A 13,377-nucleotide genomic window follows, 5' to 3' on the forward strand; every position below is an offset into this window, starting at 1 on the left:
TATCAACGATTCCTTACACTATATCAACGATTTTTCGAATATATCGTCGATTCGACAAGGAATATCGACTTACCGACAAATAACGACAAACTCATAATAAATTATTCCATATTACGCTGCTTTCAAAACTTTAATACCTTTTACGATATTCCAAATGAAGTAATAAATTCCTACAAGAATGAACACTGCATATGTGATCATCATTCCAATTCCAGCACCGTCAGATTGATTGAATCCTAAACCGTATATTCCTGATATTGCTAATCCCCCGAATAAAATTGCGTACGGGAAAATATGTGACCAAAATGCTTTTTTCGCGTGGTATTTCACTTCATCTTCCGCAACAAAGTACACGATAATTGGTAATAAAAATGGCGCAAAAAAGATACTAAAGTAACATAGTGAAGATAATATATTATTTCCTTTCATCCGATTCACCTCTAAATAGTTTTGTTACCTTCATTATGTCAGGAATCCACTCTAGAAACTATCGCTTTACCTTTCATAAACATGACACATTTGTAAGATTTCGCTCAAAAAATCCCGCCTATAATGCTAGGCGGGATCACTTTCACTATATTCGATTCATAAACCAATATTGCGTAATAGCTAAATACTCTCGTATATTCGATGGAATGACAATTCGCTTCGGTGTTGCGGCCGGAAGACCATCTAATTGTAAACCTTGTTTTGCTGCTATTTTTTTCGCTCTAAACATATGGAAATCGTTTGTTACGATCATTCCTTTTTTCATATTGTCCGGAATTAAAGGTTTTGAGAATTTTATATTTTCATCTGTACTCGTTGACGTATCTTCCATAATAATGCGGTCTTCTGCAATATTTAGTTTCATTAATTCATTTTTCATTGCTAATGCTTCTGAAATATCTTCTCCTTTTCCTTTCCCTCCAGACACAATAGCAATTGCTTTCTTATGTGATTTCAAATACTCAGCTGCTTTATCGATACGATATTGCAATGAGTACGATGGTTTCGTTCCGTTTACTTTCGAGCCTAATACAATGATATAATCCGCATCATAGGTGGCATTCATTTGCCCGTGCTTATAAATGTTATATTGTAAAAACCCCATATAAACGACGCAAACCATTATAATTCCTATCATATACTTAATTATTTTCTTTTTTTTCATATCCATATACTCCTATGTTCTTTGCTTCTTTCATGATAATATCCATTTATTTGTTTGTATACAGACAAATTCCAATTCACCCTAATTTATCCTCTAAAAAGTAATATTTATATTCCTTTCGGGAACAGTAAGTACAACTTTGCACGAAGGAGTGTCTCTATTGCTTCTCTTTTTATGTAACGTATCGTTCTTTTTTATCTTATTTTTACTGTCACTTAAGATGCTTGGTAAATCAGCTTTAGCACAACTAACTCCTCATGATTTTGGTGCGATTATCTTTTTATCTTATTTAGCTTTTCAGGCCATACCAGTCTCTGGTGCTTTGCAAGCTTTTCTCGGTATGGTCGTTATTACATGTTTGCATTTAATACTTACAAAATTAAGCCTATTCAACAAACTAAATCGTTTTATTCTCGGGCACCCCATTATTTTAATTAAACATGGTGACATTATTTTTGAGAACTTACAAAAAAGTAGATATCCCATTGCTGAATTACTTTCTAACCTTCGCGTCGCAGGATATCCAAGTGTTCATGAAATTGAATACGCTATTTTAGAAGCAAATGGAGCCATTAGTATTTTACCAAAGCGTGAACTTGTCCCATTAACTCCGAAAGATTTGAACATAGATGTTAAGTATGCTGGATTACCAATTGCCCTTATTGTTGATTCGCAAATTCAATACGATAACTTAAAGTTAATTCATAAGGACGAAAAGTGGTTATATAAAGAATTAAAAGAAAAAGGAATTACAAACATTACAAATGTTGCCTTTGCTTCTGTTCAAGAAATTGATGGATCTTTTGCTATTAGTTTAAAAAAATAAAAAATCCCCTTACTTGCTCAAGGGGATTTTCTTCATTATATTACTTCCTTCTCCCCTGCCATGTTTAATGGAACAGGATGTTTCATACGATTCATCGTAAATAAGATAATCGCTGTTATTACTTCAGCTACTGGCATAACGAGCCAAATTCCGTTTATCCCAAATAACTTTGGCATAATCCATAATAATGGAATAATAAATAGTAGCCCTCGGCTCATTATAATCAGTATTGATTTCTTCGTTTGTCGTACTGATTGGAAGTACTCTCCATACACAATGTTATAGCCTAAAAATACGTATTGGATAAAGAACAAACTAATACCTGTTAATGTTAACTCCAATAATTGTGGAGATTGGACATCAAATAGGCCAATAATATATTTCCCGAAGAATAATCCGACAATTATCGCAACGCCGCCAAGTATAACTGCAATTTTCACAGCAAACTGTAATCCTTCACGTAATCTTTCTGATAAATTTGCACCGTAATGGAAACTAGCAATTGGTTGCAATGCAGCACCTACACCGAAGAATAATAGTAATGTCATCGCATGAATGCTGTTTACCATCGCATAGGAAGCTACTCCTACTTCTCCTGCATATTGAACGAATGCTATATTAAAACCAATCGTTACGATTGCCACTGTACTTTCTGTTATAAAGCTCGGAAAACCGATTATCATAATTTGTTTAATCGTATCCCATTCAAAATGGAATTTCGTCCACTTTAAAATACTACTTTTTCTAAAGAAATGAGTTAATAATACAAGGAAACCAATTGCTGCCGAAAGAATAGTTGCTGAAGCAGCTCCTGTTACGCCCCACCCAAAAATAAAAATAAAAATATAGTCAAACACTATGTTTAATATAGCTGTTACAACAAGACCTGCCATTGCTAAATTAGGATTTCCATCATTTCGTATAAATGTACTTAAAATATTTTCTAAAACGTATATCATTCCAAATGTTAATAACACGTGTAAATAATCTAACGCATACGGTAAAATCACTTCATTTGCACCGAATAAATACGCTAAATCTTCTATTCTCCATAAGCAAATCGCTGCTAAAATACCTACGATAATGACTGCCACTGTCATGGATTGAGTAAAAATAGACCTTGCTCTTTCTATTTTATTTTCACCTAGCGCAATGGAATATAACGTTGCCCCGCCCATTCCAATCCATAATGAAATAGAGAAGAAAATTGAAAACGCTGGAATAGCCACGTTTACTCCTGCTAATCCGTTCGCTCCAACTCCCCTACTAATCATAACCGCGTCAATCACAATATTAACTGACATTAATACCATTCCGAGAACGGCTGGTATTAAATAAGTGATAAATAAACTTTTAATTGGTTTTTCTCTTAATTTTTCTGTTACTTCCATACTATTTTGCTCCTTTTTTCAACGCTCTGTTCACAGTTTAAACCTTCAAGTAACTTGAAGGTCAAGAGAGAATTAAAAAATAGGTAACTGAATTATATTAATGAATGTAAATTTGTCATCAGTTCAAAGGTTTTCACCTTATTTTTTCACTACAGGAATTTGAATTTCGGTTACTTGCTCATCTGGATTTTCTGTTACAGACCAATCAATTAATGCAATCTCAATCGCATCTCCGTCTATTTCATATCCTTCTTGATCAATGTATTTCATTAACTTCTTATATGTTTCATCAGTTTCTTCATATGGCCCATGATGATATACACAGGCAAACATACCTTCTTTAATTTCATCTGAACGATGTACTTGAAAAGGCATGTAATCCAAAAGAATAAACACACTGCTATATGCTTGAAACTCATTTTGCATGAATCCTTTTTTCGCAACAGTTACACCGATATCTCCAGAAAATAAGCTATCATCCATTTGCCTCATATTTTTTTGCAACGAATGAATGTAGTACTCAAACATATCGTCCGTTGTATTTGGAGCAACCGCAATTGCTGTAATTTTTCTTCGCGGGATCTCTTTCATTACCATTTGTTCAGCTTTTGCTTTTGTTGCTTCCTTAATCAAATGAATTCTATGCTCCATTTTCGCCAAAGCATACTCAATTTCTCTTTGTTTTTTCAACATCATTTCTTGTTGTTTTTCCAGTAAATTCAGTGCGTATGCCGGATTTCTTTCATCAATATATTTCTTAATTTCCTTTAATGGAATATTTAATTGGCGTAAAAACTTAATCGTATCTAATAGTGAAAATTGATCGATTGTGTAATAGCGATAATTTGTTTGTGGGTCCACAATGGACGGATGAAAAATTCCTTTTTCATCATAATAACGTAAAGTAGATTCCGCTATATTATGCATTTTTGCCATTTCTCCAATTGTAAAACGTTTATTTAATAACATCTTTTATTCCCTTCCATTCCTATTTACTTCATTATATGTTCATTTTATCTTCAAAACAAAAAAGAATTCCCATACGAGAATTCTTTTTATTCACTATTACACCTCTATTATTATAGGAAGAATCATCGGCTTTCTTTTCGTATTCGTATATATATACTTCCCTAAAGCTTCTCTTACTTCTCTTTTCAAAATACCCCAGCTATTCACTTTCTCTTTCTTTAAATTATTAATCGTAATAACAGCTAATTTATTTAATTCCTTCAAAAATTCTTCTGAATCACGAACATAGACAAATCCACGAGATATAATATCCGGACCTGAAATTATATCTCCATCCGCTTTATTAAAAGTAATCACTATAACGAGCATTCCATCTTCTGAAAGTTGTTTTCGATCACGTAATAAGGCATTTCCAACATCACCAATTCCTAATCCATCTACATATATATTTCCTGCCTGTATTTTTCTAGATTGAATTGCCACTTCATTACTTATATCTACAACATCTCCATTACGAACGATAAAGATATTCTCTTTTTCAACACCTATTGATTCTGCTAACAAACTGTGATGATGTAGCATTCTAAATTCTCCATGAATAGGGATAAAATATTTTGGCTTCATTAAAGCAAGCATTAATTTCAATTCTTCTTGATACGCATGACCAGATACATGGACTCCAGTAGAACTACCTGATCCATAAATTACTTTTGCTCCTAATGCGAATAAATTATCTATAATTCGTGAAACGTTACGTTCATTTCCCGGAATAGGCGTTGCCGCTATAATAACCGTATCTTCTGGTAAAACATCCACTTGCCTATAGTTTCCACTAGCTAACCGCGCTAAAGCTGCCATTGGTTCTCCTTGGCTTCCTGTACAAAGGATTGCTACCTGCTTTGGATCTAAACGATTTACCTCACTTGCTTCAATTAACATACCATCTGGAATATTTAGATACCCTTTCTCTAGAGCAACTTCTACTACATTTACCATACTTCTCCCGAGCAAAGCCAGTTTTCGATTTGTTTTTATACAAGCTTCAACTATTTGCTGAACACGATTCACATTAGAAGCAAAAGTAGAAATAATCACTTTCCTATTTGCTTTCATAAATATTTCTTCTATCCGCTCCCCTACCGACCTTTCTGATGGAGTAAATCCTGGTCGTTCTGCATTTGTGCTTTCAGATAGTAAAGCTAGCACGCCTTCACTACCTATTTTAGCCATTTTATGAATATCAGGCTGTTGGTTATTTACTGGTGTTAAATCAAATTTAAAATCACCTGTATGTACTACAGTACCTTCTGGTGTATGGAAAGCAATACCGAGGCAATCTGGAATGCTATGATTCGTTTTAAAAAAAGTCGTCTTAATAGAACCAAAATCAATTTCTGATTCTGAATGAATAACGATTAATTCTGTATCATTTTGAAGGTTATGTTCCTTTAATTTAATTTCAATTAAACCTAACGTTAACCTCGTCGCATAGATTGGTACGTTTAGTTGTTTTAAAAAATATGGTATTCCGCCAATATGATCTTCATGTCCATGCGTTACTACTAATCCGCGAATTTTTTCTTTATTTTCTTGTAAGTATGTGACGTCTGGAATGATTAAATCAATTCCTAATAAACTTTCATCTGGAAATTTAGATCCGCAATCAATAACGACAATATCATTTTCATATTGAATAGCATACATATTTTTCCCTATTTCATTTACTCCGCCTAAAGCAACGATAGACAAGTTGTTTTTTAATGAATTCAAATTATATGCCCTCCCTTTCACAGTTATAATTCGTGAAATCGTATTTAGGCTTTATTATTTGTAATGGAAAAGGACTTCATACTATTTCATACATATAAAATTCACATGCTACTCTTATACCTATATCCCCAATAACACAAGTTCTTCGTAAAAAAGCTCCCATTTTTTCATTGATTTTTTGTAAAATCTATTATATATTAATTACAGGTTCAAATTACGAGTTCAAAAGAACTTGTAATCAGACCCTTTGTTTAATGGGTTTTACATATTTTCATTAGGCAAATTCCGAGAAATCGTATGATAAAAATAAAAATGATGAGGAGAGGATCCGATGGAATTCGAATTTTTCTTTCAAATTGCACTTATTTTATTAAGTACAAAGCTTGCTGGTGATCTTAGTGTTAGATTAGGCCAACCTTCTGTACTCGGTAAATTAATTGTCGGTATCGTTATCGGTCCAGCTGTATTAGGTTGGATTGAAAATTCAGAACTTCTAACACAATTAAGTAATGTTGGGGTTATTCTTTTAATGTTTATGGCCGGTCTTGAAACAGACTTAGAGGAATTAAACGCAAATCGTAATTCTTCTTTAGCTGTTGCACTTGGAGGTATCATTCTTCCATTCGTAGGTGGTTACGTTTCTGGTCTTGTTATGGGAATGGAACAAGGAAATGCTGTATTTTTAGGATTACTTCTATGTGCGACAAGTGTTAGTATTTCCGTACAAACACTTCGCGATTTAGGAAAGATGAAAACACGTGAAAGTACAACTATGCTGGGCGCAGCTGTATTTGATGACATTCTTGTTGTTATTTTATTAGCATTTGCAATGAGCTTCTTAGGTACAGACGATGTTAACTTAACAATGGTTATCTTGAAGAAAGTTGTATTCTTCGCTTCTATTATTTTAATCGGATGGAAAGGTGTTCCTGCGATTATGCGCTGGTTATCACCACTACGCGTATCTGAGTCTATCGTGAGCGCGGCTCTTATCATCTGTTTCTCATTCGCATATTTCGGCGAACTATTAGGAATTGCTGGTATTATCGGTGCTTTCGCAGCTGGTATCGCGATTTCTCAAACGAACTACAAACATGAAGTAGAAAAGAAAGTAGAACCAATCGCTTACGCTATGTTCGTTCCAGTGTTCTTCGTAAGTATCGGTATGAACATTACATTTGATGGTATCGGCGATCAAATTTGGTTCATCTTGGCATTAACTGTTATCGCTGTCTTAACGAAACTAATTGGTTGTGGTGTTGGTGCACGAATGACTGGATTTGATGCTAAGTCTTCTGCTATTATCGGTTCTGGTATGGTTTCTCGTGGTGAAGTTGCACTTATCATTGCAGGAACAGGACTTTCTTCAGGACTACTAGCACAAGATTACTTTACAGCAATTGTTATTGTCGTTATTTTAACTACAATGATTACACCACCAATGTTAAAATACACTTTTGGTGCAAAAGATAAAGCAATGAAAGCAAGTAAATAATTTTAATAAAAAGGAGATTACTATCTTATAAGATAGCAATCTCCTTTTTTGTTTTATCTTTAAACAATCCTGTTCTTTTTTAACCATTTTTCAAAAATAATTCGTGCTTCATCATCATCAATATCATTACTAAATGAATACACCATAATGCCATATTTATCTATATATTCACCTAACTTCATTTCCTCCACTTTCTTATAAAAATCGTTTACCTCATAGTGCGGAATATAAGCATCCCAAACTGGTTCATTTATTCTTTTGTACGCCGTCACTTCTAAATCATATCCATCTTCATAATATCCGATGTGATAATGTTGACTAGAATCATATTTCTTCATAATAAATTCCCCTCTCTTTGAAAATTTATCATATTTCACCTCATAAACAAAAGCGAGCTGTATAGTACAGCTCGCTTCATTCATTAAATACGTTCCATCGCTGTCTTCAACGTTCCAATAACAAAGGCAATTTCTTCACTTGAAATAACAAGCGGTGGTGCTAATGTCAAGACGTTATTATATCCTGCTGTTGTCATACCGTTCCGCCCTATAATTAAACCTTTTTCTTTACAAGCATTTACGACACTTGCAATTTTGTCGTTATCAATTGGCTCTTTCGTCTCTTTATCATTTACTAGTTCGATTCCAACTAGTAGACCTTTTCCTCTAATATCCCCTACAAGTGGATGTTCTCCAATTTCTTCTTTTAATTGCTCTAATAAAAGCGAACCCATTTGTGCAGATCGCTCAATTAAATTTTCATTTTCCATAATTTCTAAGTTTTTAAGCGCTAATGCACAAGCCGCAGGATTTCCACCAAATGTATTAATATGACGGAAGAATTCATATTCTCCTTTTCCTTTAAATGCTTCATATATTTCTTTTTTCACAGCTGTTGCTGATAATGGTAAATACGCACTCGTAATACCTTTTGCCATTGTAATAATATCTGGTTTCACATCATAATTCATAAATCCAAATGCCTTTCCTGTACGTCCAAAACCGCAAATTACTTCATCGCTAATGAGCAAGGCACCATGTTTTTGACACGTTTCATGAACAGCTTTCATATAGTCTTGTGGCGGCATTAAAATGCCTCCGCCCGTAATAATTGGTTCCATAATAAAAGCTGCAATCGTTTCACTTAATTCCCATGTCATGACCCGATCTACTTCTTTTACACATTCGACATCATAAATGTTCTCTCTTTCTATTCCAGGCATACGATAACAATCTGGCGGCGTCACATGTAAAAATCCTGAAGCAAATGGCTCATATTGATATCTACGCTGTGCTTGTCCCGTCGCTGCCATCGTTGCCATTGTATTCCCATGATACCCGCGGTAACGTGACATAAATTTATAACGATGTGGTTCACCTTTTTGCGTATAGTATTGTCTTGCAATTTTAAAAGCTGTTTCGTTCGCTTCCGAACCACTATTAGAGAAGAAAATAACATACTCCCCTCCAAGCCACTCATTTAATTTTTCGGCAAGCTTTATAGCCGGTTCATGCGATTGTGACATCGGAAAGTATGATAATGTTTGTAATTGCTTATATGCCGCCTCTGCGAGTTCTTTTCTTCCATATCCACTATTCACACACCAAAGACCACTCATGCCATCTAAATATCTTTTCCCTTGTATATCTTCAATCCAGCACCCTTCTGCTTTTGCCCCTACCATTGTACTATTTGGACTAAAGGGACGCATTCCGTGCCAAACATATTGCTCATCTTTTGCTAATAATTCATCAGTCTGTTTCGTTTTCATCATTTCTTCCACCTTCCATAACAACTTATTTTTCACAAAAGCTGCGCTGGTGCCATGATGACTTAAATTTCTCCCTGCTATTTTCATTCCACAAAATTAAGACAAATCCTACTTACAAAGCAGTATTATTTACAAGAAAATGACAAAAGAAAGAGGAGCTTTTCTTATCTATTGAAAAGCTCCTCTTTTTTAATGCGAAGACGCATCACTAATACCATGACCAGTATTTGATTTCACAAGAATTTCATCAAATTTCGCTGCATCTTCTTTCTTACTAGATAACACGGTTCCTAAATATGCTGCAAGAAATCCGAGCGGGATCGAAATAATTCCAGGTGTCGTATATGGGAATATCGCTTCCCCAACAAATATAGCTTTTCCAGCTACAGGGTTCCAAACATTTGGGCTTAACGCTACAAGAACAATGGCTGATACTAGACCAACAATCATACCCGAAATGGCACCTGTTGTATTGAAGCGCTTCCAATATATTGTGAATAATATAACTGGCAAGTTTGCACTCGCTGCAACTGCAAATGCTAACGAAACTAAAAATGCTACGTTCAATGTTTGAGCAAATAACGCTAGTATAATAGATAATACCGCTACTCCAATAGACGCATAACGAGCCATGGATACTTGCTCTTTTTCCGTTGATTTCCCCTTGCGGATAATTTCGTTATAAAAATCATGTGCGAATGCTGATGCTGCTGTTAATACAAGGCCTGCCACTACAGCTAAAATCGTTGCAAAGGCAATTGCTGATACGAAAGCAAATAAGAAATCTCCGCCCAATGCTTTCGCTAATAAAGGTGCTGCCATATTACCAGCAGGGTTTGCTTTCATAATCGCCTCATTCCCTACAAACGCCGCTGCCCCAAATCCTAAGAAAATTGTCATAATATAAAATGCGCCAATTAACCACGTAGCGTATACTACAGATTGACGTGCTGTTTTTGCATCACGTACTGTAAAAAAGCGAACAAGAATGTGTGGTAATCCTGCCGTACCAAGGACTAGTCCTAAATTTAAAGATAGCGTATCAAGACCATCCTTATACTTTACTCCTGGATTTAAAAACGAATCTTTTAATGGAGTAGCAGTTTTCATTTGAGCGAACATTTCAGTCACACTAAAATTAAATTTTGCGAAAACGATAACAGAAATAATAAATGTACCAGCCATAAGTAATACAGCCTTAACAATTTGTACCCAGCTCGTCGCGGTCATTCCGCCAAAAATAACGTACACTGTCATTAATGTACCAACAATTAAAACAGATGTCGTATATTCAATCCCTAATAATAACTTAATAAGTGCACCCGCCCCAACTAATTGTGCAATCATATAAAAAATGGAAATCGTCATCGTATTAAGCGCTGCAACTCCGCGAACTTTTTTCGCATCAAAACGCGCCGCAATCATATCCGCTAACGTGTACTTCCCTAAATTCCTTAGCGGTTCTGCGACAAGGTATAGAACAACTAAATAAGCAACTAAAAAGCCAATACTATAAAAGAAACCATCAAAACCAGTTAACGCGATCGCTCCAGCTATACCAAGAAAAGACGCAGCAGACATATAATCTCCCGCAATGGCCAGACCATTTTGCCAACCAGTTAATCCCCCTCCAGCTGTATAAAACTCACTCGCATTTTTCGTTTTTTTCGATGCAAAATAGGTTATGACGAGCGTACCAAGGACAATAATTAAAAATAGTGCAAATGCAGTCGTATTCAAGTTCAGCCCCTCCCTTTTTGCATATTTTGTAGAATTTTTTGCGAGATTTCATCAAAGGATTCCGCCTTTTTGCTATAAATCATACATAAAGCCCAAGTCATAATAAATTGTGCAAACGCAAATACCCACGCCCACGTAACATCACCAAATGCCGGTGTATTGAGTACCTTTGAATACGATGTTAAAATAGGTAAAGCAATAAAAAAACTTAAAAAGAAAATACTCATTGGAACGATAAACTTCTTTTTCTTATTTAATAACAATTGAAATTCTTCTGACTGAACAACCTCTGTATAATTCACCTCATTTTGTAACTTACGTGCTGACGTATCATCTCTTTTCATTCTCTGATCCCCTCTCTTACTAGAAATACAATTCCCCCTTGTATACCTAAAGACTAAATTTTATAAATATTCAGAAACTTATTTTCATTTTAGACAATCCATACATTCCTGCAAAGATTTTTCGATAGACATTTTTCGGCATTTTCCCCTAAGTTTTTAATATACTTTTTCAAAATAAAGTGACACCTTACTTATTTTTTCCTCATTAAAACAAAAGCAGTGCTTAACGCACTACTTTTGTCTTTTTTTCCTTTTCTAAATTACGAGCTGTTTCGCTTAATTCAACGTCTTTTCCATCTTTAAGCGTTCCAAATATGAAATCGAATACTGGATTTGAAACACCGAACCAAAACTTTTCATTTTTATAATGGTGTAATATGTGCTGTTTTTTTAGCCATCTTCCAAACTTAGTAACAGGACGGATTGGCTTATGTGCAATATAATGTTTCCATTCATAAACGAGAAGCATAATAATCATTCCAATTCCGAACGAAAGTGTAATAGTAACACTTTTTGTTATAGCATATGATATAAGTAAATATATAGTAAAGCTCGGTATACTAAACCATACAGGTAAAAATAAAAGTTTTAAATCATCTGGATATACGTGATGGTCATAATGTAATCTTCTTAGCATTTTTAATAAAAATACGTTTTTAGGTGGTTTTAAATGAAATAAAAACCGGTGTGTCATATATTCGTTTAGTGTATAAAAAATAATACCAAACAAACAGGATAACAAACCGATCCATGTGAAAAATTGCATTTTTAAAATAATGATAAAAACAAATAAAATACTATACATAATAACGATATCATGTTGTAAAAAGAACTCTTTCCCCACCCTCTTCATCTTACTTCCCCCTTTTCAAAAGAAATAGTCGCAACATATCGTTACGACTATTTCTTTTCTATATCTTATTCTATACGCTTTACATATTTGCCTGTTGCTCTATTGTCGAGAAAAAATTGTTCGTTCCAAATATATTTTGCTTCGGAATAATATGTTCCACCGCAAACACTGTTACTTCTCCTCTTTGTACCTCTCCAATTATAAGCCCCAATATTTCATGATTTACCGCAAACGTTGGTTGCTTTGTTTGTAGTAATCTTGCTGCATTCTGAAATACCGCTTCATATAGTGGATTTCTATCAGTAATTTCTTTTCTGATTTTTGGTGCTAACGTAATAATGATTTCTTTTCCGTCAATAGTGGTTCGATACATAAAAATCTCCCCTTCAATCTTATGTGAACAACTGTAAAGCTTTGTATGCAAAATGGATAGAATATCCTACTAGAATAATACCTGCTCCGGCTGTTATATAGCCAAGTGCTTTTTGCTTTAATAAAGTTCTGCCAAAATGGACAGAAAAAGCAATATTTAAATTCCATAAAATAATACCAACGATAATACAAAGACTGTACAAAAAGGCTTCTTGTTTCGTTACCTTCGTAAGCAATGAGCTAAGTGTACTACCGTATATACCAAACCAAAAAACAAGATTTAATGGATTGGATATTGCAATGAAAAAACCTGCCATAAACGATTGTTTAAGGCCGCCTACCTCTTCCTTTTTATATTCCATATTCAAGTGAGAAATTCCTTGTTTTACACTTTGAAATCCTAAATAAAATAATAAGAAAAACCCTGTGCAATACATAAAAGCTTGTACATATGTATACATAAACAGAGAAGATAAACCGAAGTAGATGAGAAGCATAAACAAAATATCTGCAGTCATACCACCAATTCCAACAATCCAGGCATGCCAAAAACCTCGTTCAATTCCTCGTTTTAACATTTCAATATTAATCGGACCTACCGGCGCCGCTAATGAAATCCCTAATACAATTTGTTGTATAATCGCTCCAAACATCGCTCTATCCTTTCTACTTCCTTTACTATTAAGTAATGAT

Annotated in this window: 14 protein-coding genes; 2 read left to right on the forward strand and 12 right to left on the reverse strand. The window is 34.4% G+C overall.

Annotated features, from left to right (window positions below):
* Nucleotides 1–111 precede the first annotated feature (111 nt).
* Nucleotides 112–429, reverse strand: coding sequence for a magnetosome magnetite crystal formation protein family (locus AC0L0O_RS16800; protein ID WP_000678040.1), 318 nt, complete (start codon nucleotides 427–429; stop codon nucleotides 112–114).
* Nucleotides 430–574: 145 nt separating this feature from the next.
* Nucleotides 575–1,153, reverse strand: coding sequence for a YdcF family protein (locus AC0L0O_RS16805; RefSeq protein ID WP_473785890.1), 579 nt, complete (start codon nucleotides 1,151–1,153; stop codon nucleotides 575–577).
* Nucleotides 1,154–1,313: 160 nt separating this feature from the next.
* Between AC0L0O_RS16805 and AC0L0O_RS16810 the strand changes: the two genes are divergently transcribed.
* On the forward strand, nucleotides 1,314–1,979 hold the full coding sequence (locus AC0L0O_RS16810; protein ID WP_000923933.1) for a DUF421 domain-containing protein: 666 nt from the start codon (nucleotides 1,314–1,316) through the stop codon (nucleotides 1,977–1,979).
* A 35-nt stretch (nucleotides 1,980–2,014) separates the two neighbouring features.
* Here the strand turns inward: AC0L0O_RS16810 and AC0L0O_RS16815 are convergent, their stop codons facing one another.
* The 3 genes from AC0L0O_RS16815 to AC0L0O_RS16825 form a co-directional block, all read right to left on the reverse strand.
* Nucleotides 2,015–3,370 carry an MATE family efflux transporter gene (locus tag AC0L0O_RS16815; RefSeq protein ID WP_000454044.1) on the reverse strand — a complete coding sequence of 452 codons (1,356 nt, stop codon included), beginning with the start codon at nucleotides 3,368–3,370 and terminating at the stop codon, nucleotides 2,015–2,017.
* A 138-nt stretch (nucleotides 3,371–3,508) separates the two neighbouring features.
* Nucleotides 3,509–4,339 carry a MerR family transcriptional regulator gene (locus AC0L0O_RS16820; RefSeq protein WP_000925918.1) on the reverse strand — a complete coding sequence of 277 codons (831 nt, stop codon included), beginning with the start codon at nucleotides 4,337–4,339 and terminating at the stop codon, nucleotides 3,509–3,511.
* 96 nt (nucleotides 4,340–4,435) lie between these two features.
* Entirely contained in the window at nucleotides 4,436–6,109 is a 1,674-nt protein-coding gene (locus tag AC0L0O_RS16825) for a ribonuclease J (protein WP_001086708.1), read from the reverse strand.
* A gap of 331 nt (nucleotides 6,110–6,440) precedes the next feature.
* On the opposite strand from AC0L0O_RS16825, the gene AC0L0O_RS16830 reads away from it, so the two are divergent.
* A complete protein-coding gene (locus AC0L0O_RS16830; protein ID WP_000393898.1) occupies nucleotides 6,441–7,604 on the forward strand; it encodes a cation:proton antiporter in 1,164 nt (387 codons plus the stop codon).
* A gap of 59 nt (nucleotides 7,605–7,663) precedes the next feature.
* Here the strand turns inward: AC0L0O_RS16830 and AC0L0O_RS16835 are convergent, their stop codons facing one another.
* The 7 genes from AC0L0O_RS16835 to AC0L0O_RS16865 form a co-directional block, all read right to left on the reverse strand.
* Nucleotides 7,664–8,026, reverse strand: coding sequence for a DUF3986 family protein (locus AC0L0O_RS16835; protein ID WP_473785891.1), 363 nt, complete (start codon nucleotides 8,024–8,026; stop codon nucleotides 7,664–7,666).
* Nucleotides 8,026–9,375, reverse strand: coding sequence for an aspartate aminotransferase family protein (locus AC0L0O_RS16840; protein ID WP_000850949.1), 1,350 nt, complete (start codon nucleotides 9,373–9,375; stop codon nucleotides 8,026–8,028). The genes AC0L0O_RS16835 and AC0L0O_RS16840 overlap by 1 nt, the downstream gene beginning before the upstream one ends.
* A gap of 189 nt (nucleotides 9,376–9,564) precedes the next feature.
* Nucleotides 9,565–11,115: a solute symporter family protein gene (locus tag AC0L0O_RS16845; protein ID WP_001098247.1), complete on the reverse strand. Its 1,551-nt coding sequence runs from the start codon at nucleotides 11,113–11,115 to the stop codon at nucleotides 9,565–9,567.
* Between the two features lie 2 nt (nucleotides 11,116–11,117).
* Nucleotides 11,118–11,459, reverse strand: a complete 342-nt coding sequence (locus AC0L0O_RS16850; protein ID WP_000817360.1) for a DUF485 domain-containing protein — start codon at nucleotides 11,457–11,459, stop codon at nucleotides 11,118–11,120.
* A 223-nt stretch (nucleotides 11,460–11,682) separates the two neighbouring features.
* Entirely contained in the window at nucleotides 11,683–12,312 is a 630-nt protein-coding gene (locus AC0L0O_RS16855) for a sterol desaturase family protein (RefSeq protein ID WP_000832156.1), read from the reverse strand.
* 79 nt (nucleotides 12,313–12,391) lie between these two features.
* On the reverse strand, nucleotides 12,392–12,685 hold the full coding sequence (locus AC0L0O_RS16860) for a cytoplasmic protein (protein WP_473785892.1): 294 nt from the start codon (nucleotides 12,683–12,685) through the stop codon (nucleotides 12,392–12,394).
* 19 nt (nucleotides 12,686–12,704) lie between these two features.
* On the reverse strand, nucleotides 12,705–13,337 hold the full coding sequence (locus AC0L0O_RS16865; protein ID WP_011181585.1) for a LysE family transporter: 633 nt from the start codon (nucleotides 13,335–13,337) through the stop codon (nucleotides 12,705–12,707).
* Between the last annotated feature and the right edge of the window lie 40 nt (nucleotides 13,338–13,377).

The sequence above is a fragment of the Bacillus sp. GS3m_15504 genome, from assembly GCF_055825275.1.

What these genes read in the sequence shown, in the direction of transcription:
- AC0L0O_RS16835 (WP_473785891.1), bottom strand. Translation starts at nt 8,026, where the DNA reads ATGAATGAAGCGAGCTGTACTATACAGCTCGCTTTTGTTTATGAGGTG.
- AC0L0O_RS16860 (WP_473785892.1), bottom strand. Translation starts at nt 12,685, where the DNA reads ATGTATCGAACCACTATTGACGGAAAAGAAATCATTATTACGTTAGCA.
- AC0L0O_RS16800 (WP_000678040.1), bottom strand. Translation starts at nt 429, where the DNA reads ATGAAAGGAAATAATATATTATCTTCACTATGTTACTTTAGTATCTTT.
- AC0L0O_RS16815 (WP_000454044.1), bottom strand. Translation starts at nt 3,370, where the DNA reads ATGGAAGTAACAGAAAAATTAAGAGAAAAACCAATTAAAAGTTTATTT.
- AC0L0O_RS16850 (WP_000817360.1), bottom strand. Translation starts at nt 11,459, where the DNA reads ATGAAAAGAGATGATACGTCAGCACGTAAGTTACAAAATGAGGTGAAT.
- AC0L0O_RS16820 (WP_000925918.1), bottom strand. Translation starts at nt 4,339, where the DNA reads ATGTTATTAAATAAACGTTTTACAATTGGAGAAATGGCAAAAATGCAT.
- AC0L0O_RS16865 (WP_011181585.1), bottom strand. Translation starts at nt 13,337, where the DNA reads ATGTTTGGAGCGATTATACAACAAATTGTATTAGGGATTTCATTAGCG.
- AC0L0O_RS16855 (WP_000832156.1), bottom strand. Translation starts at nt 12,312, where the DNA reads ATGAAGAGGGTGGGGAAAGAGTTCTTTTTACAACATGATATCGTTATT.
- AC0L0O_RS16805 (WP_473785890.1), bottom strand. Translation starts at nt 1,153, where the DNA reads ATGAAAAAAAAGAAAATAATTAAGTATATGATAGGAATTATAATGGTT.
- AC0L0O_RS16830 (WP_000393898.1), top strand. Translation starts at nt 6,441, where the DNA reads ATGGAATTCGAATTTTTCTTTCAAATTGCACTTATTTTATTAAGTACA.
- AC0L0O_RS16840 (WP_000850949.1), bottom strand. Translation starts at nt 9,375, where the DNA reads ATGAAAACGAAACAGACTGATGAATTATTAGCAAAAGATGAGCAATAT.